Source organism: Streptomyces sp. SID5643 (assembly GCF_009872555.1).
Classification (GTDB): Bacteria; Actinomycetota; Actinomycetes; order Streptomycetales; family Streptomycetaceae; genus Streptomyces; species Streptomyces iakyrus.
Window position 1 is genome coordinate 1 of record NZ_WWIC01000013.1, and the last position, 17,654, is coordinate 17,654.

General features: G+C 74.1%; 18 protein-coding genes and 1 riboswitch. Of the genes, 13 read left to right on the top strand and 5 right to left on the bottom strand.

Annotated elements, in window-relative coordinates; translation table 11 throughout:
• Positions 1-55: 55 nt before the first annotated feature.
• The gene (locus GTY56_RS41050) at positions 56-583 is read right to left on the bottom strand and encodes a gamma carbonic anhydrase family protein (RefSeq protein ID WP_161361616.1); all 528 of its coding nucleotides are present in this window, start codon (positions 581-583) and stop codon (positions 56-58) included.
• A 110-nt stretch (positions 584-693) separates the two neighbouring features.
• Between GTY56_RS41050 and GTY56_RS01240 the strand changes: the two genes are divergently transcribed.
• Entirely contained in the window at positions 694-1,491 is a 798-nt protein-coding gene (locus tag GTY56_RS01240; RefSeq protein WP_161361618.1) for a DapH/DapD/GlmU-related protein, read from the top strand.
• 8 nt (positions 1,492-1,499) lie between these two features.
• Here GTY56_RS01240 and GTY56_RS01245 read toward each other — a convergent pair whose 3' ends face one another.
• A complete protein-coding gene (locus GTY56_RS01245) occupies positions 1,500-2,357 on the bottom strand; it encodes a DMT family transporter (RefSeq protein WP_161361620.1) in 858 nt (285 codons plus the stop codon).
• A gap of 98 nt (positions 2,358-2,455) precedes the next feature.
• Between GTY56_RS01245 and GTY56_RS01250 the strand changes: the two genes are divergently transcribed.
• A complete protein-coding gene (locus tag GTY56_RS01250; protein WP_161361622.1) occupies positions 2,456-3,028 on the top strand; it encodes a cupin domain-containing protein in 573 nt (190 codons plus the stop codon).
• 43 nt (positions 3,029-3,071) lie between these two features.
• Positions 3,072-3,629, top strand: a complete 558-nt coding sequence (locus GTY56_RS01255; RefSeq protein ID WP_161361624.1) for a YbaK/EbsC family protein — start codon at positions 3,072-3,074, stop codon at positions 3,627-3,629.
• Positions 3,630-3,793: 164 nt separating this feature from the next.
• Here GTY56_RS01255 and GTY56_RS01260 read toward each other — a convergent pair whose 3' ends face one another.
• A complete protein-coding gene (locus GTY56_RS01260) occupies positions 3,794-4,864 on the bottom strand; it encodes a cation diffusion facilitator family transporter (protein ID WP_161361626.1) in 1,071 nt (356 codons plus the stop codon).
• Between the two features lie 63 nt (positions 4,865-4,927).
• Here GTY56_RS01260 and GTY56_RS01265 point away from each other — a divergent pair, with 63 nt between their 5' ends.
• Positions 4,928-5,287: an ArsR/SmtB family transcription factor gene (locus GTY56_RS01265; RefSeq protein WP_161361628.1), complete on the top strand. Its 360-nt coding sequence runs from the start codon at positions 4,928-4,930 to the stop codon at positions 5,285-5,287.
• A gap of 1 nt (position 5,288) precedes the next feature.
• Here the strand turns inward: GTY56_RS01265 and GTY56_RS01270 are convergent, their stop codons facing one another.
• Together GTY56_RS01270 and GTY56_RS01275 are read right to left on the bottom strand one after the other, a co-directional pair.
• The gene (locus GTY56_RS01270) at positions 5,289-6,512 is read right to left on the bottom strand and encodes a 4-hydroxybenzoate 3-monooxygenase (RefSeq protein WP_161361630.1); all 1,224 of its coding nucleotides are present in this window, start codon (positions 6,510-6,512) and stop codon (positions 5,289-5,291) included.
• 128 nt (positions 6,513-6,640) lie between these two features.
• Entirely contained in the window at positions 6,641-7,069 is a 429-nt protein-coding gene (locus tag GTY56_RS01275) for a CoA-binding protein (protein ID WP_161361632.1), read from the bottom strand.
• A gap of 79 nt (positions 7,070-7,148) precedes the next feature.
• Positions 7,149-7,338: riboswitch (cobalamin riboswitch) on the top strand.
• A 70-nt stretch (positions 7,339-7,408) separates the two neighbouring features.
• Between GTY56_RS01275 and GTY56_RS01280 the strand changes: the two genes are divergently transcribed.
• The 9 genes from GTY56_RS01280 to GTY56_RS01320 all read left to right on the top strand — a co-directional run bounded on the left by GTY56_RS01280 (position 7,409) and on the right by GTY56_RS01320 (position 17,250).
• Positions 7,409-8,425 carry an ABC transporter substrate-binding protein gene (locus tag GTY56_RS01280; protein ID WP_161361633.1) on the top strand — a complete coding sequence of 339 codons (1,017 nt, stop codon included), beginning with the start codon at positions 7,409-7,411 and terminating at the stop codon, positions 8,423-8,425.
• The gene (locus tag GTY56_RS01285) at positions 8,422-9,474 is read left to right on the top strand and encodes an iron chelate uptake ABC transporter family permease subunit (protein WP_161361635.1); all 1,053 of its coding nucleotides are present in this window, start codon (positions 8,422-8,424) and stop codon (positions 9,472-9,474) included. The genes GTY56_RS01280 and GTY56_RS01285 overlap by 4 nt, the downstream gene beginning before the upstream one ends.
• Complete coding sequence (locus GTY56_RS01290; RefSeq protein WP_161361637.1) at positions 9,471-10,268, top strand: ATP-binding cassette domain-containing protein; 798 nt, start codon at positions 9,471-9,473, stop codon at positions 10,266-10,268. The genes GTY56_RS01285 and GTY56_RS01290 overlap by 4 nt, the downstream gene beginning before the upstream one ends.
• A 105-nt stretch (positions 10,269-10,373) precedes the next feature.
• Positions 10,374-11,090, top strand: a complete 717-nt coding sequence (locus GTY56_RS01295; protein ID WP_346345395.1) for a hypothetical protein — start codon at positions 10,374-10,376, stop codon at positions 11,088-11,090.
• Positions 11,087-11,629: a SixA phosphatase family protein gene (locus GTY56_RS01300; RefSeq protein WP_161361639.1), complete on the top strand. Its 543-nt coding sequence runs from the start codon at positions 11,087-11,089 to the stop codon at positions 11,627-11,629. The genes GTY56_RS01295 and GTY56_RS01300 overlap by 4 nt, the downstream gene beginning before the upstream one ends.
• 123 nt (positions 11,630-11,752) lie before the next feature.
• A complete protein-coding gene (locus tag GTY56_RS01305; protein ID WP_161361641.1) occupies positions 11,753-12,037 on the top strand; it encodes a hypothetical protein in 285 nt (94 codons plus the stop codon).
• Positions 12,038-12,105: 68 nt separating this feature from the next.
• Entirely contained in the window at positions 12,106-12,732 is a 627-nt protein-coding gene (locus GTY56_RS01310; protein ID WP_161361643.1) for a YigZ family protein, read from the top strand.
• A 364-nt stretch (positions 12,733-13,096) separates the two neighbouring features.
• Positions 13,097-14,260, top strand: coding sequence for an exonuclease SbcCD subunit D (locus GTY56_RS01315; protein ID WP_161361645.1), 1,164 nt, complete (start codon positions 13,097-13,099; stop codon positions 14,258-14,260).
• Positions 14,257-17,250, top strand: coding sequence for an AAA family ATPase (locus GTY56_RS01320; RefSeq protein WP_161361647.1), 2,994 nt, complete (start codon positions 14,257-14,259; stop codon positions 17,248-17,250). Before GTY56_RS01315 ends, GTY56_RS01320 begins: the two co-directional genes overlap by 4 nt.
• The last annotated feature ends 404 nt before the right edge of the window (positions 17,251-17,654 follow it).

Below are 17,654 nucleotides of genomic sequence, written 5' to 3' on the forward strand. Positions count from 1 at the left end.
AGGGGCGCGGGGAACTGCGCGACCAGCCACAACCCACCCGCACCCGCCGAACCGCCTACGCGTGCACCTCGTGGTGCGCCTTCGCCAACTCGGCGTACATCGTGCCGTTGAGGGTGACGCCCTGCTTCTCCTCCTCCGTCAAGGGCCGCTTGACCTTGGCCGGCACCCCGGCGACGAGCGAGCCGGCCGGCACCACCATCCCCTGCGGCACCAGTGCCTGCGCGGCGACCAGCGACCCGGCTCCGATCACCGCCCCGTTCAGCACCGTCGCGCCCATCCCGATCAGACAGTCGTCCTCGACCGTCGCCCCGTGCACCACCGCGTTGTGCCCGATGCTCACCCGCTCGCCGACGCGCACCGGGAACCCCGGATCCGCGTGGAGGGTGCAGTTGTCCTGGACGTTGCTGCTCGCCCCGACGGAGATCGCCTCGACGTCGCCGCGCACCACGGCTCCGTACCAGACGCTCGCCCCCGCGCCCAGCGTCACGCCGCCGATCACCGACGCCGTCGGCGCCACGAAAGCCGTCCCGTCGATCTCCGGCTCCCTGCCGCCGATCCCCGTGATCACCGCGCGCCGATCCATGGCCGCCTCCCAGCGTCGTAGACAACGCGCAAACCGTACGCCACCCGGTGGGGCGAAGATCACAGGCCTCCGACCCAGCGGGTGGAGCTACCGCTGAGTACCGTGAGCTCGTGCCGAAGCGCAAGAACACGTTCTCATCCTGGCGGCGGGGCCTCGCGCAGCGCGCCGTCCATGCGGGCTGGGCCTGGGCGCAGCGCACGGGCTCCGTCACCGCCGAGCACCCCGGCCGCTACCGGTTCGGCACGATGGGAACAGGTACCAGACTCGCCTTCCCGCTCGGCACGGTCTTCGGCGAGCCCTGGATCCACCTCGGCTCCTACTGCATCATCGCCGAGCAGGTCACCCTCACCGCGGGTCTCATGCCCGACCTCGACCTCGGCCCGGACCCGATCCTGCGCATCGGCGACGGTGTCGTGCTCGGCCGCGGCAGCCACGTCATCGCCGACACGACGGTCACGATCGGCAACGACTGTTACTTCGGCCCGTACGTCTACGTCACGTCCACGAACCACTCCTACGACGATCCGCACCAGCCGATCGGCAAGCAGTGGCCGCGGATGGAGCCGGTGGAGATCGGCCCCGGCTGCTGGATCGGTACCGGAGCGGTGATCCTGCCGGGCGCCCGGATCGGGCGGAACGTGGTGGTGGCCGCGGGCGCGGTCGTGCGGGGCGCGGTGCCCGACCACGCCGTGGTGGCGGGCGCACCGGCCCGCGTCGTACGGCGCTGGACACCCGCCGACGGCTGGCAGCCACCGCTGCGCACCCCGGCGCCGGTGCCGATACCGGACGGCGTCACCCCCGAGCAGCTCAGCGCGCTGGCGGACCTGGACGAGGAGACGGCGGCCCGGCTGGCCGAGCTGGACGAGGAGGCGGCGGCCGGGCTCGCGGAGCTGGAGCCGGGTTCCTGACGGACCGGTCAGCCCGACGCCAGCAGCACCGTCCCCACCAGGGCCAGTCCGGCCCCCGCGGCCTGCACCGCCCGCAGCCGTTCGCGCAGCACACCCCGTGCGGCCACGGCCGTCACCACCGGGTACAGGGAGGCCAGCACGGCGGCGACCGTCACCGGGCCGTGCTGCGCCGCGATCGAGTACGTGCCGTTCGCGGCGACGTCCGCGAGACCGACGAAGGCGAGGGCGGGCAGGGTGCGCCAGGGGAAGCCGTCCGCCGGGAGGGCCGGCCCGCCGCGTCGCACCGACACGAACAGCGCGAGACCGCCGGCGGCGACGTTCGTCACCCGCTGCACGAACAGGGCGAGGAACAGGCCGGTCAGCGTCGTCGACGCCTCCGCGATCAACGCCATCACCGCGCCGAAGCCGAACGCCGCGAGCAGGGTCAGGACGATCGCCTGGCGCTGGACGGGGGCGCCGCGGAAATGGGGGCCGCCGGCGAGGCAGACTCCCGCGACGGCGACCAGGATGCCGACGAACTGCAGCAGGCCCGGACGCTCGCCCAGCAGGAGGCCCACCCCGACCGGCACGGCCACACCGATGGATCCCAGCGGCGAGACCACGCCCATCGGGCCCAGCGCGAGCGCCTTGTAGAACGCGAGCATCGCCACCGGCCCGACCAGCCCGGCCGCCACGGCGAACCACAGCTGCGGCCCGGCCTCGCTCCAGCCCCCGGTCGCCACCACAAGGGCGCCGAGCACCACCACCGCGATCGACTGCGAGACCACGACCACCGTGAGCGCGGGGGTGCGCCGGGTCAGCAGACCGCCGCCGAAGTCGGCCAGTCCCCACAACAGGCTGGTGGCCAGGGCGAAGAGCGCTGTCATGGTGGCGGATACCTCGCAGTACAGTTCAGTGCACGATCAGGTCAACCACACCATAGTGCAGTCGACTGCACTGTGTCATACATAATATTGGACGGAATGTGTCGGACCTCGACCTGTTGACCCAGTCCCTGGCGCGGAGCGTCAAGCACTGGCGCGCGGTGCGCGGCTTCACCCTGGACGTGCTCGCCGCCCGGGCGGGTGTTAGCCGCGGTATGCTCATCCAGATCGAGCAGGCCCGTACCAACCCCAGCCTCGGCACCGTCGTCAAGATCGGCGACGCACTCGGCGTCAGCATCACCACCCTGCTCGACTACGAGCAGGGCCCGAACGTCCGCATCGTCCCGGCCGAGCAGGCCGTACGGCTGTGGCACACCGACGCCGGCAGCTACAACCGGCTCCTGGCGGGCACCGAGGCGCCCGGCCCGCTGGAGATGTGGGACTGGCGGCTCATGCCCGGCGAGAGCAGTCCGTCGGACCCGCACCCCGCCGGCACGACCGAACTGCTGCACGTCACGGCGGGCGAACTGACCCTCACCGTCGACGGCGTCGAGCACCGGGTGCCCGCGGGCGCCAGCGTCCACTTCGAGGCCAACGTCCCGCACGTCTACGGCAACACCGGCGAGGAGCCCATGGAGATGGTCATGGCCGTCTCGGTGCCGCCCGTGGCCTGAGACGCCCGGGACGCCGCCGGTGCGCCGTTGTTAGCGTGCGGCCATGCGCTCACCCATCGGACACTTCGACAACGCCCGCCCGGCCCCCGTCTGCCTCGACGAACTCACCACCCCGGTCGCCGACGCCGTACGCCACTGGTCCGGCAGCGTCCCGGCCGAGCAGATCGTCTACGTCGACACCGACCCGGAGTGGGCCGACACCGCCACCTTCGTGGAGCACTACGGGCAGGACCTCCTGGAGCGGTCGGCGAACTGCGTGGTCGTCGCGGGCAAGCGGGGTGGCGAGTCCACCCTCGCCGCGTGCGTCGTACTGTCCACCACCCGGGTCGACGTCAACGGCGTGGTGCGTCGGCAGCTCGGTGCCCGCAAGGCCTCCTTCGCCTCCATGGACACGGCCACCGGCGAGACCGGCATGGAGTACGGCGGCATCACCCCGCTCGGCCTGCCGGACGGCTGGCCCGTCCTGGTGGACGCGGCCGTCGTCGACCTGCCGTACGTGCTCGTCGGCAGCGGCCGGCGACGCGGCAAGCTGCTGGTCCCGGGCAAAGCGTTCGCGGAACTGCCGGGCGCCGTGGTGCTGGAGGGGCTCGGGGTCTCCTGAGCCAGGGGGTGTTTTGGAAGTCCCGCACAGCACCCGCGGCGCCCGGCACGCACCCTCGCCGCACCGGCCAAAGGCCCAGGTAGCTCCGCTACGAGGGCCTTCATCCCGCACGCCGAGGGCACGCACCGAACACCGCGGGGACCGCACTGGACCTCCAAGCACCCCTAGGTCGCGCTGTGGTGGGCCAGGGGGAGATGGGGGTCGCTCTCGCCCGGGGCCGGTTCCGGATCCGCGTGCACCAGGGCCGCGGTCAGGCGCGGTACCGCGTGCAGCAGCGCGTGTTCGGCGTCCACGGCGATGCGGTGGGCCTCGCGCACCGTCGCGTCACCGTCCACCACGACCGCCACCTCGGCACGCAGCCGGTGACCGATCCAGCGCAGCCGCAGCTCACCCACCCCGCGCACCCCGGGCACCCCGGTCAGCGCCCGCTCGGCCCGGTCCACCAGGGCCGGGTCGACGGCGTCCAGCACCCGGCGGAACACCTCCCGGGCCGCGTCCCGCAGGACCAGTGCGATGGCCGCGGTGATCAGCAGCCCGACGACCGGGTCCGCCCGTTGCCACCCGAGGGCGGAGCCTCCGGCGCCCAGCAGCACGGCCAGCGAGGTGAAGCCGTCGGTACGGGCGTGCAGCCCGTCGGCGACCAGCGCCGCCGAGCCGATCGAGCGGCCGACGCGCATGCGGTAGCGGGCCACCCACTCGTTGCCGGCGAAGCCGACGAGGGCGGCCACGGCGACCGCCGGGACGTGCTGGACGGGGCGCGGATCCAGCAGCCGGTCCACGGCCGTCCAGCCCGCGAAGGCCGCGGACGCCGCGATCGTCAGCACGATCACGAGACCGGCCAGGTCCTCGGCCCGCCCGTAGCCGTAGGTGAAACGGCGCGTGGCCGCGCGCCGTCCCAGCACGAAGGCGATCCCGAGCGGGACGGCGGTCAGCGCGTCCGCGGTGTTGTGCACCGTGTCCCCGAGCAGCGCCACGGACCCGGAGACGGCCACCACGGCGGCCTGGGCCAGCGCCGTCACGCCGAGGACGGTGAGCGAGACCCACAGCGCCCGCATGCCGCGGGCGGAGGACTCCAGAGCGGAGTCGACCTTGTCGGCCGTCTCGTGGGAGTGCGGGGCGAGGAGGTGACCCACCCGGTGGCGCAGGCCGCGCCGGTGCCCGCGCCCGTGGGTGTGGTCGTGTGCGTGCCCGTGGGTGTGGTCGTGCTCGTGCGGGTGCTCGTGCCGGTCGCTCACGTGGATCCCCTTCCGGTGCGCGCGAGAGTGGACGTACCCGCGCCCGGGCGCCATTATGTGCGTATGAGCGCACGCATGCACCTGTCATCTGCGCATGATGCGCATCCGCGCAGCCCCGGCGAGGAGCAGCTGGTCCTCGCGGCGGAACTCCTCGCCCTGCTCGGCGACCGCACCCGGCTCGCCCTGCTGCACGCGCTGACCGGAGGAGAGGCCGACGTCACGTCGCTCACGGAGGCGTGCGGGGCGGCCAGGCCGGCCGTCAGCCAGCACCTGGCGCGACTGCGTCTCGCCGGTCTGGTGAGCACGCGCAAGGAAGGTCGCCGGGTGATCTACTCGCTCCGCGACGGCCATCTGCGCCGGCTCGTCGACGAGGCGCTGAACGTGGCCGACCACCGCCTCAGTGACCGCCCGCCGCACGACTGAGTCAGTACCGCGGGGCCGTCCCCAGGTACTGCTCGGCGAAGGCGGCGGCCGCCGCCGGCGAGGTGAACAGGCGGCGCAGCCGGGCGAGCGTGGTGCCCGCGCGGAACGGATCGCCCGCCGCCGTGCCGTGGTACACCTCGGACAGCCACTGCGAGAACTCCTGGTAGTCCCACACCCGCCGCAGACACGCCTGCGCGTAGCCGTCGAGGCCGCTGCCGTCACCGGTGGTCAGCCGCGCGACCAGGGCGTCACCGAGCAGGAAGGCGTCGTGCAGGGCGAGGTTCATGCCCTTGGCGGCGATCGGGGCGACCAGATGGGCCGCGTCACCGGCGAGGAAGAGCCGGCCGTGCGCCATCGGCTCGACCACGTAGTCGTGCATGTCCAGCACGCGCTTCTCGATCAGCCGGCCCTCGGTCAGTGGCGGCACGCCGGCCGCCCCGAGCCGCTCCCGCAGCTCCGCCCAGACGCGCTCGTGCGGCCAGTTCCCCACGTCGTCGCCCGGCGGGCACTGGAGGTAGTAGCGGGTCACCTCCGGGCTGCGGGGCATCTGGCCGGCGAAGCCGCGCGCATGGCAGCCGAAGAGCACGCAGTCGGTGGACGGCGGTGCCTCGGCGAGCAGGGCCAGCCAGCCGATGCCGTAGTCGTGCCGCGCGATCCGGACCCGCTCGGGCGGGAGCGAGGCCCGGCTCACCCCGCGCGCCCCGTCACAGCCGGCGACGAAGTCGCAGTGCACGACCTCGGGTTCGCCCGTCTCGGGGCAGGTGTACGACACCCAGGGCCGGTCGCTGTCGAGGTCGTGGATCCGCACGTCACGGACCCCGAAGCGGATGGGCCCGCCCCGGACGTCGGCATATTCGCGTACCAGGTCCGTCACCAGCAACGGCTGCGGATAGACGAAGTGATGACTGCCCGTCAGCTCGCCGTAGGGGAACCGGTACCGCTCGCCGTCGAAGCGGAACTCGCACGCGGTGTGCAGTTCCGCACGGTCCAGCAGGTTGCGGGCGAGGCCCCGCTTCTCCAGCCCGCGCACGGCCCATTCCTCGATGACCCCGGCACGGGGCCGGTGTTCGATGAAGTCGCGGGTCTCCGTCTCCAGCACCAGGCAGTCCACGGACGCGGCCCGCAGGATGTTGCCGACGGTCAGACCGGCGGGACCGGCGCCCACGACAACGACCGGGAAGCGTTGCCGGGCGCCGGATTCGGCGGACGGAAGGGGGCGCGTCATGCGCACATTATGGAGGCGGCCTCAGTGGACGGGCACTGCCTCGACCGCCACCTCCTCGATGCTCCGCTCGATCTCCCCGGCCCCGGAGGCAGGGGAGCGTCGGGCAAGCCCTTGCGGGTGGGAACGCTTCAGGATTCCTGTACCCGGTGAGGAGACAACCGCGGGATCTCGATCGCCGGGCAGCGGTCCATCACCATCTCCAGGCCCGCCGCACGGGTCCGGTCGTACGCCGCCTCGTCGACGACACCCAGCTGGAACCAGACGGCCTTCGCGCCCTTGGCGACCGCCTCGTCCGCGACGGCACCGGCGAGGTCGCTGTTCACGAACACGTCGACGACGTCCACCTCGAAGGGGATGTCGGCCAGGCTCGCGTACCCCTGCTCCCCGTGCACCGTCTCCGCCTTCGGATGCACCGGCACGACGCGCTTGCCGAAGCGCTGGAGCACGGCGGCCACCCCGTACGCCGCCCGCTGCCGGTTCGACGACAGGCCCACCACGGCCCAGGTGTCGCCGAGCTCGGTGAGGATCCTGCGGACCGTTGCCTCGTCGCCGTACACGGCGGCCTCCTCGTCAGTCGTGGACGCACTGCTCTGAGGGCAACGATGCACGACGCGCGGTGATTCCCGGGCGCCCCCGTGATAGCTTGCCGAGGCCAGTCGAACCCATGTACGTGGGTCAGGGAATCCGGTGCGAATCCGGAACTGACGCGCAGCGGTGAGGGGGACGGGCGGGGCCTCGGCCACTGGACTCCCACGCGGACGTCCGGGAAGGCGCTCCGACCCGGGTGAACCCGAGTCCGAAGACCTGCTGGCGGCCCCCGCGGCCACGTGCGGCGGGGGAGCACCGTACGACCGGGCTCCGCGCATGGGCCCTCGACGCCTGAGGACTGGTTCTTCGTGCCCCTCGCCCGACCCGCCCGTGCCGCCGCGCTGCTCGCGGCCGGCTCCCTGCTCCTGACCGGCTGCGGTGGTGCCGCGTCCACCGACGGCAAGGCCGCCGTCACCCTCACCAACTGCGGGCACGACGTCCGGGTGGCGGCCCCGCCGCGGCACGCCGTCTCCCTCAACCAGGGAACCACCGAGATCCTGCTCTCCCTCGGCCTGGCCGACCGTCTCGCGGGCACGGCCACCTGGACCGACCCCGTGATGAAGGGGCTGGAGAAGTCCGAGGCCGAGGTGCCGCGCATCGCCGACAACAACCCGTCCTTCGAACGCGTCCTGGACACCGAACCCGACTTCGTCGCCGCGTCCTTCGTCTCCACCCTCGGCAAGGGCGGCGTCGCCACCCGGGAGCAGTTCGAGAAGCTCGGCGTCCCCACCTACGTCTCCCCGTCCGACTGCGCCGGCAAGGACAACTCGGGCGGCGGCGACGGCGCCCGCGACAAGGCCCTGGGCATCGACACCGTCTACGGCGAGGTACGCGACCTCGCGACGGTGTTCGGGGTGGAGAAGCGCGGCGACACGCTCGTGGCTTCCCTCCGGCAGCGCCTGAAGAAGGCCACGGCGGGCACCGACGCCTCCGACGTCACCCTCCTCTACTGGTTCGCGAACTCCGAGTCGCCCTACATGGCGGGCTGTTGCGGAGCACCCGGCATCATCACCAGGGCCCTCGGCGCGAAGAACGTCTTCGACGACACGCACGAGGAGTGGCCGCAGATCAACTGGGAGACGGTCGCCGACCGCGACCCCGACGTCCTCGTCATCGGCGATCTGACCCGCAAGTCCCAGACCGCCGAGTCGGCCGCGAAGAAGATCGCCTTCCTGGAGTCCAACCCCGTCACCAGGACCATGGACGCCGTCCGCCACAAGCGGTACGTGCTGCTCAGCGGGCAGGCCATGAACCCGACCATCCGCACCGTCGAGGGCGTGGAGCAGGTGGCCGCGGGGCTGCGCCGGTTCGGGCTCGTGAAGTGACCGCCGGGAGTGCAACGGGCGCCACGGCCCGGCCCCGGCGGCGGACCGGGCTCGCCCTCGGGGCGGCCGGGGCGGTCGCTCTCGTCGCCTCCCTCGCCGTGGCCATCACCATCGGTCCCGCCGACATCCGGGTCGCCGACGTGTGGTCGGTCGTGGCCGCCCGGCTCGGCCTCGGCAGTTCGGAGCTGGCACCGATCCGGGACGGGATCGTCTGGCAGCTGCGGCTGCCCCGCACCCTGCTCGCGGCCGTGTGCGGAGCCGGACTCGCCGTCTGCGGGGCGGTGATGCAGTCGCTGCTGCGCAACCCGCTCGCCGACCCCTTCGTGCTCGGTGTGTCCTCGGGAGCTTCCACCGGAGCGGTCCTCGTGGTCGTGCTCGGCGCCGGCGGCGGCGCCCTGTCGGTGTCCGCCGGCGCCTTCCTCGGCGCCCTGCTGTCGTTCGCGCTGGTGCTGCTGCTCAGCCACACCCTCGGCGGCACCACCGACCGGGTCGTCCTCGCGGGCGTCGCCGCCATGCAGCTCTTCTCGGCGCTCACCTCGTTCGTCGTGATGACCTCAGCCGACGCCGAGACGACCCGTGGCGTGCTGTTCTGGCTCCTCGGCTCGCTCGGCGGCGCCGGCTGGACCGACGTGTGGCTGTGCCTGGCCGTGCTGGCCGTGGCGCTGGTGGTGTGCCTGTCCTACGCCCGTACGCTCGACGCCTTCGCCTTCGGGCAGGACGCGGCGGCCGCGCTCGGGGTGTCCGTCGCCCGCACCCGCCTGGTGCTGCTGTGCGTCACGGCCCTGCTCACGGCCGCGCTCGTCAGCTCGGCGGGCGCGATCGGCTTCGTGGGACTGGTCCTGCCGCACGCCGCCCGGGCCCTGACCGGCCCGGGGCACGCGCGGCTGCTGCCGGTCACCGCCCTCGCCGGAGCGGTGTTCCTCGTGTGGGTGGACACCGCCGCCCGGACGGTCCTCGAACCGCAGGAGGTTCCGGTGGGGGTCGTGACGTCGCTGATCGGCGTGCCGGCGTTCGTGGCGGTGCTGTACCGGACGCGGAGGGCACGGTGAGCGGCCCGGGTGCACCGGCGCGGGCGGGGCTGCGAGCCGACCGGGTCAGCCGCCGCGCCGACGGGCATCTGATCCTGGACGGCGTCGCCCTCGCGCCCGAGACCGGCTCCACGGTCGGCGTCCTCGGCCCCAACGGCTCCGGCAAGTCCACCCTGCTGCGGCTGCTGGCCGGGCTGCTCACACCGACCTGCGGAGTCGTCACTCTCGACGGCACACCGCTCGGCGATCTGCCCCGCCGCACGGTCGCACGCCGCCTCGCCGTCGTCGAGCAGCAGTCGGACACCCAGGTCGAGCTGACGGTCGAGGACGTCGTGCGGCTCGGCCGCGTCCCGCACCGCCGCGCCTGGACACCCGCCACCGACGACGACGAGCGAGCGGTGCGCGCCGCCCTCGAACGCACGGGCCTCGACGAGCGTTCCGGCCGGCTCTGGCACACCCTCTCCGGCGGCGAACGCCAGCGGGTGCAGATCGCCCGCGCGCTCGCCCAGGAGCCCCGCGAGCTTCTCCTCGACGAGCCCACCAACCACCTCGACATCCACCACCAGCTCGACCTGCTCACCCTGGTCGCGGGCCTGCCGGTCACCACCGTCGTCGCCCTGCACGACCTCAACCTCGCGGCGACGTACTGCGATCGGGTCGTCGTGCTGTGCGCGGGGCGGGTCGTGGCGGGAGGCGCCCCGGGCGATGTCCTCACGGCGGAACTCATCGCGGAGGTGTACCGGGTGCGGGCCGCCGTCAGCCGCGAAGGGCCCGAGGGGCGGCCTCATGTGCGGTTCCTGGGCACGCTGGCCTGAGAGATGGCGAGGCCGGGCCCGCCACGGGTCGGGCCGTGGCGCCACGGCGGCCGGAAAACGCCGAGCCTGCCTGCGTGGGGCCGTCGGCCCGCCTACGCTCACCTCGTGCTGCGCATCATCGACGCCCGGACCGGCGAGCCGGTCGACCCCGCCCCGGCCCGCCGGGGTCTGACCCGTGTCGAGGTGCACGCGTCCGGCTCCGGCACGACGGACCTGCGGGTGCTGCTCGTCGGGGACCTGCTCGTCAGGACCCTGGAACTCGGCGGCACACCGGTGTGGGCGCTGCTGACCGGCGGCCGCCGGCAGGCCGAGCTGCGCGCCGGCGCCGCGACGCTCGGCATCCGCCCCTTCGAGGACAGCCCCGACGTCGGCGCCGGTCTGGGCGAGGCCCAGGTCGTCCATGTCACCGCCGAGGGCCGCAGGGCGCCCGACGGGGTACGGATCGCCGTCGCGTCCGTGGAGCCGGATCCGCCGGCCCCCTGCGACCCGGCAGCCCTGCGCCTCGCCCTGCTCTCCCGTCACCACAGCGCCCCCATCCGGCTGGATGCGGCCGGGCTCGACGACGCCCGTGCCACCCTCGCCCGCTGGCGCGGCGCGGTCGCCCGCTGGGCACGGCAGCCCTCACGTCCGGTCCCCGACACCGTGCGGGGCAGGCTGCGCGACGCCTGGGAGGACGACCTGGACGTCCCCGGTGTGCTGGACGTCCTGCGTCATGTCGAGACCGAACCGGACCTGGCCGACGGCGCCCGGTTCGAGACGTACGCCTACGCCGACCGGCTCCTCGGCCTCGACCTCACCAGCGATCTGGGAGCCCCGTCATGATCGAACGCGCCGGAGCAGGCCCGCTGCGCCGTCTGGTCGTGCTGCGGCACGCCAAGTCCGCCTGGCCCGTGGACGTCACCGACCACGAACGCCCCCTCGCCCCGCGCGGCCGCCGGGACGCCCCCGCGGCCGGGCGGGCCCTGGCCGATGCCGACCTCCTACCGGACCTCGCGCTGTGCTCCACCGCCGTCCGCGCCCGCGGGACCTGGGACCTGGCCTCCGCCGAGTGGGGCACACCCCCGCCGGTCCGGCACGACCGGCGGCTGTACGCCGCCGGCCCGGCCGGTCTGCTCGCCGTCGTCCACGAGGTGCCCGCCGAGGTCGAGACGCTGCTGCTGATCGGGCACAACCCCGGGCTGGAGGAACTGGTCCTGGCCCTCGCCGGTGACGGCCTCGACGACACCCTGGAGCGGGTCCGCACGAAGTTCCCCACCTCGGCGTTCGCCGTCCTGACGTGGCGCGGCACCGCCTGGCGGGACCTCGCCCCCGACGCCGCGCTGCTCACGTCCGTGACCGTGCCCCGGGGCAGGAAGAAATAGCCCGGGCCCCCGGGCCGCCCTGGGCCTTTCCGGTGATGTGCGCCGGGTTCGCGCTGCGCGCACCTGCCGCGGCGGGTACGCCGTCTGCGGAGAACGGCCGTCCCAGCCAGGAGGAGAGCAGCCATGCACGCGGTGATTCGGCGGTACGAAGGGGTGACGGACCCGGCCGAGGCGGGACGCAGGGTGAACGAGGAGTTCCTGCCGCTCATCCGCCAGGTCCAGGGGTTCGTGGCCTACTGCTTCGTCGACGCCGGCGACGGGGTGATGGTGTCGACCGGGTTCTTCGAGGACCGGGCCGGAGCCGAGGAGTCGACCGAGAGGGCGGGCGGATTCGTCCGGGACCGGCTCGCCGAGCTGCTGCCCAACCCGCCCCAGGTCACGGCCGGCGAGGTCGTGGCCCGCTCGTAGGCGAGGTCCCGGCCTCCCGGCCGGCCGCCCCGCAGGGACGCCGGCGGCCACACGATTAGGCTGGCCGGATGCAGGACGAATACCGCACGGTCGCCGGCACCGGCGTGCACGAGACCGAGGTCAACCGCTCCCGCTTCCTGTGCGCCCTCGCTCCGGCGGCCACCGAGCAGGAGGCACAGGACTTCATCGCCACGGTCCGCAAGCAGCACGCCGACGCCTCCCACAACTGCTGGGCCTATGTGATCGGCGCGGACGCCTCCGTCCAGAAGGCGAGCGACGACGGCGAGCCGGGCGGCACCGCCGGCGTCCCGATGCTCCAGATGCTGCTGCGCCGCGACATGCGGTACGTCGTCGCCGTCGTCACCCGCTACTTCGGCGGGGCCAAACTCGGCGCCGGCGGCCTCATCCGGGCGTACGGCGGAGCGGTCGGCGAGGCCCTGGACACCCTTGGCACCCGCACCCGCCGCCGGTTCCGGCTGGCCACGGTCACCGTCGACCACCAGCGGGCCGGCAAGCTGGAGAACGACCTGCGCACCACCGGGCGCGAAGTCCGCGACGTGCGCTACGGGGAGGCGGTGACGATCGAGATCGCCCTCCCCGACGCCGACGTGGACGCCTTCCGGTCCTGGCTCGCCGACGCCACCGCCGGGACGGCCGGCTTCGAACCGGGCGGGGAGGCGTACGGGGACGCCTGACGGACCACCCGGAGCAGGACGGGGCCGCCCGCGGACAGCCCGCCGCGACGCCCGCCGCGCTCGCCCGGCCGCTCGAACACCCGCGGGGCCACTTCGACGCGCGGCCGCGCCGCAACGGGCTGACGACGGCTTTCCACCCGGACCGGCCGGTGGGGGCGGGAGTACGGCATCGCGCCGGAATGACCTTTTGCACAGCATAGTTGCGACATTTCCGCTGAATTGCCGTCGGACGGGCGTGGCGGTGCGGGGTTCGTGGTGGACGAGGTGCCCGCACGCGTTAGCGTGGTGGGTCTGACGACGAGCGGACCGGCTCGTGCCGGTGGAGAACGACAGCAGGGGGAGCCATGCAGGCCGGGGTGGCGTCTTGAGGCTGCTGCACACCTCCGACTGGCATCTCGGGCGGGCCTTCCACCGGGTGAACATGCTCGGCGCCCAGGCCGAGTTCATCGGCCACCTCGTCACGACCGTGCGGGAGCGGGCCGTGGACGCGGTGGTCGTCTCGGGAGACGTCTACGACCGTGCCGTGCCGCCGCTCGCCGCGGTCGAGCTGTTCGACGACGCCCTGCACCGCCTCGCCGCTCTCGGCGTGCCCACGGTGATGATCTCCGGCAACCACGACTCGGCCCGCAGGCTGGGCGTCGGCGCCGGTCTGATCGGGCGGGCCGGCATCCATCTGCGGACCGAGCCGTCGGCGGTCGGCACCCCCGTGGTGCTCGCCGACGCCGACGGGAAGGTCGCCTTCTACGGGCTGCCCTACCTGGAACCGGCCCTGGTGAAGGACGAGTTCGGTGTGGAGAAGGCCGGCCACGAGGCCGTGCTCGCCGCAGCCATGGACCGGGTCCGCGCCGACCTCGCGGCCCGCCCGGCCGGTACCCGCTCCGTCGTCCTCGCGCACGCCTTCGTCACCGGCGGCGAAGCCAGCGACAGCGAGCGGGACATCACCGTCGGCGGCGTCGCCGCGGTGCCGGCCGGGGTGTTCGACGGCGTCGACTACGTGGCGCTCGGGCACCTGCACGGCTGTCAGACCCTCACCGGCCGCGTCCGCTACTCCGGCTCACCGCTGCCCTACTCCTTCTCTGAGGCCGCCCACCGCAAGAGCATGTGGCTGGTCGACCTGGCAGCGGACGGCTCCGTCGACGCCGAGCGCGTCGACTGCCCGGTGCCCCGCGCCCTGGCCCGGATCCGCGGCACGCTGGACGACCTCCTCGCCGATCCCGAACTGACCCGGCACGAGGACGCATGGGTCGAGGCCACCCTCACCGACCCCGTCCGCCCGGCCGACCCGATGGCCCGGCTGGCCGCCCGCTTCCCGCACACGCTCAGCCTCGTCTTCGATCCCGACCGCCCCGAGGACGAGTCCGAGGTGTCGTACGCCCGGCGCCTCGCCGGCCGCAGCGACCAGGAGATCGCCGAGGACTTCGTCGCCCATGTGCGCGGCGCCGGCCCCGACCCGCGTGAACAGGGCGTGCTGCGGGACGCGTTCGACGCGGTGCGGGCCGACGAGACCGTGCGGGAGGTGGCCCGGTGAGGCTCCACCGGCTCGCGGTCACCGCCTTCGGGCCCTTCGGAGGCACCCAGACCGTCGACTTCGACGACCTGTCCAGCGCCGGGCTGTTCCTGCTGCACGGCCCCACCGGCGCGGGCAAGACGTCCGTCCTCGACGCCGTCTGCTACGCCCTCTACGGCTCGGTTCCGGGCGCCCGGCAGGGCGGCGGGCAGGGCACGACCCTGCGCAGCGACCACGCCGCCCCCGCGACCCGCACCGAGGTCACCCTCGACCTCACCGTCGCCGGACGCCGTCTGGAGGTCACCCGCCAGCCGCCCTGGGAGCGCCCCAAGAAGCGCGGCACCGGCACGACTCTGGACAAGGCCCAGACGTGGCTGCGCGAGTACGACGCGACGGCCGGGGCCTGGAAGGACCTCAGCCGCTCCCACCAGGAGATCGGTGAGGAGATCACCCAGCTCCTCGGCATGAGCCGGGAGCAGTTCTGCCAGGTCGTGCTGCTGCCGCAGGGCGACTTCGCCCGGTTCCTGCGCGCCGACGCCGAGGCCCGCGGCAAGCTGCTGGGCCGCCTGTTCGACACCCGCCGCTTCGCCGACGTCGAGAAGCGCCTCGCCGAGCGCCGCCGCGCCACCGAGGCGCAGGTGCGGGACGGCGACGCGGAACTGCTGGCCGACGCCCACCGCATGCAGCAGGCCGCGGGCGACGCGATGGAGCTGCCGGCGCTCGCCCCGGGCGAACCGGGACTCGCCGATGCCGTCCTGAGCGCAGCCGCCGTCGCCCGCAGCACGGCCCGCGAGCAGCTCACCGCCGCCGTGTGCGGGCTCACCGCCGCCGAGTCCGCGCAGGCCGCCGCCGGCCGCGCCCTGGACGACGCCCGCGAACGGGACCGCCTCCAGCGGCGGTTCGCCCAGGCACGGGAACGGGCGGCGAGCCTGGAACAGGGAGCCGAGGCCTATCGGGAGGCGCAGGCCCTCATGGAGCGGGCCCGCAAGGCCGAAGCGGTCGCCCCCGCTCTGGACCTGCGGGAATCATCCGAAGCCGAACACCGCCGGACGGCAGCAGCCGAGGCCCGCGCGCGTGCCCTGCTGCCGGAGACCTTCTCCGGTGCGGGCGCGGCCGGGCTCGCCTCCGCCGCTCGCCGGGCCGCCGAGGAACTGGGCGGTCTCGACTCGGCCCGCCGCGCCGAGCGGCGGCTGACCGAACTCCTCGACGAGCGCGCCGGCCTGGACCGCCAGGAGCACGCCGACGCCGACCTCCTACAGGAGGCGGAGGCCTGGCTCGACGGCTGGGAGGAGACGCGCACGGCACTCCAGGCGAGGGTCGACTCCGCCCAGAAGGACGCCGCCCTCGCCGAGCAGCTCGCCGGACGGCGCGAGCCCGCGCGGCAGCGGCTGCGGGCGGCCCGCCTGCGCGACCAGCTCGCCCAGGACACGGACCAGGCGGTCCAACGGGTCCGCAGCGCACAGGACACGGCACTGCGGGCCAAGCAGCACTGGCTCGACCTCAAGGAACAGCGCCTGAACGGCATCGCCGCCGAGCTCGCCGCGAACCTCACCGACGGCGAACCGTGCGCGGTCTGCGGGGCCACGGAACACCCCGCCCCCGCCCGCAAGGTCGCCGGGCACGTCGACCGCGAGGCGGAGGAGCACGCCCTCACCGCCTACCAGCGTGCCGACGAACAGCGCGCCGAGGACGAGCGGCGCCTCGGGCTCGCACGGGAGGCGCTGGCCGCCGCGAGCGCGGAGGCCGGGGACACCCCCACCGACCAACTTGCCCAGGAAATAGAGGAGTTGGAGGAGCAGTACACGCGGGCCCGCGCAGCGGCAGCCGAACTGCACGCCGCACAGGAGCGCCTGCGGCAGGCCGGGCACGAACACGAACGGCGCCTGGCCGCCCGGCAGGAGGCCGCCGTACGGACCGCCTCCCGGGTCGGTCACCGGGAGCGGCTGGACCGCGAACGGGCCGCTCTGGAGGAGGAGCTGGAGCGGGCACGGGGCTCCCTGGACAGTGTCGCCGCGCGGGCCGCACAGCTGGAGCGGCGGACCGCCCTGCTCACGGACGCCGCCGACGCCGCCCGGGCCGCCGAGGACAGCGCCCAGCGGCTCAAGGACGCCGACGCCCGGCTCGCCGACGCCGCCTTCCGTGCCGGTTTCGAGACGCCGCAGGCGGCGGCCGCCGCCCTCCTCGACGACGCCGCCCACCGCGAGCTGCAACGCCGCCTGGACGCCCGGCAGCACGAGGAGGCCACCGTCCGGGCGGTCCTCGCCGAGGCCGACACGGCCGCCGCGGCCCGTGAACCGCGGGCCGACCCCGAGGCGGCGCGGCGGACGGCCGAGGAGGCGGACCGGCGGTTGCGCGAGGCCGCCTCCGCCCACGACGCCGCCCGCCGGCGCTGCGCCGAACTCGACCGGCTGTCCGCCCGGGCGGCCGCCTCCGTGCGCCGGCTGGCGCCGTTGCGCGAGGAGTACGACCGCGTCGCCCGGATGGCCGGTCTCGCCGCAGGCACCTCGGCGGACAACGAACGCCGGATGCGCCTGGAGTCCTACGTCCTGGCGGCCCGGCTGGAGCAGGTCGCCGCCGCCGCGACCGTACGGCTGCGCCGCATGTCGTCCGGCCGCTACACCCTCGTCCACTCCGACGACCGCACGGGACGGGGCCGCAGCGGGCTCGGACTGCACGTCGTCGATGCCTGGACCGGCCGCGAACGCGACACGGCGACCCTGTCGGGCGGCGAGACGTTCTTCGCCTCACTGGCCCTGGCCCTCGGCCTCGCGGACGTCGTCACGGACGAGGCGGGCGGGGTGCGGCTTGACACCCTCTTCATCGACGAGGGCTTCGGCAGCCTCGACGACCAGACCCTCGACGAGGTCCTCGACGTCCTCGACTCCCTGCGCGAACGCGACCGCAGCGTCGGCATCGTCAGCCACGTCCCCGACCTGCGGCGGCGGATCCACGCCCAGCTGGAGGTGGTCAAGGGCCGGTCCGGATCGGCCCTGCGGCAGCGCGGCGCCTGAGGTCCGGCCGACGGCTGCGCCCGTACACCGTTGCCCCATTGTTTCGGGGCGGGTGGTCGATCACCTCCAGCGAGCCGCTAGGATCACGGCATGGTTACGGCTTGGTCGCCCTGGCGCATCGTCAGGACCCGCTCCGATGCGGGTCCGCTGCTGCGCGTGCTGGCCATGGCCGTGCTCCTGTTCGGCGTCCTCGTGACGCACGGCGTCCCTGCGGAAAGCGTCAAGGGACACCTCTCCACCAGCGCAACGGCCTTCACCGCAGCGCCGGACGGCGGCGTTCGCCAGGCGGGCGTCGAGCCGACGGTGCTGTCCGCCGCGGATGCCGGCGATCACCATGGGAGCCCCGGCCCGTCACATCCCGGCGAGCACTGCGCATCCGGACAGCCTCAGCAGGCTTCTGCCCC

Coding starts and splice junctions, on each gene's coding strand:
- GTY56_RS41050 (WP_161361616.1), bottom strand. CDS start 583: ATGGATCGGCGCGCGGTGATCACGGGGATCGGCGGCAGGGAGCCGGAG.
- GTY56_RS01245 (WP_161361620.1), bottom strand. CDS start 2,357: ATGACAGCGCTCTTCGCCCTGGCCACCAGCCTGTTGTGGGGACTGGCC.
- GTY56_RS01255 (WP_161361624.1), top strand. CDS start 3,072: ATGCGCTCACCCATCGGACACTTCGACAACGCCCGCCCGGCCCCCGTC.
- GTY56_RS01265 (WP_161361628.1), top strand. CDS start 4,928: ATGAGCGCACGCATGCACCTGTCATCTGCGCATGATGCGCATCCGCGC.
- GTY56_RS01270 (WP_161361630.1), bottom strand. CDS start 6,512: ATGACGCGCCCCCTTCCGTCCGCCGAATCCGGCGCCCGGCAACGCTTC.
- GTY56_RS01300 (WP_161361639.1), top strand. CDS start 11,087: ATGATCGAACGCGCCGGAGCAGGCCCGCTGCGCCGTCTGGTCGTGCTG.
- GTY56_RS01305 (WP_161361641.1), top strand. CDS start 11,753: ATGCACGCGGTGATTCGGCGGTACGAAGGGGTGACGGACCCGGCCGAG.
- GTY56_RS01310 (WP_161361643.1), top strand. CDS start 12,106: ATGCAGGACGAATACCGCACGGTCGCCGGCACCGGCGTGCACGAGACC.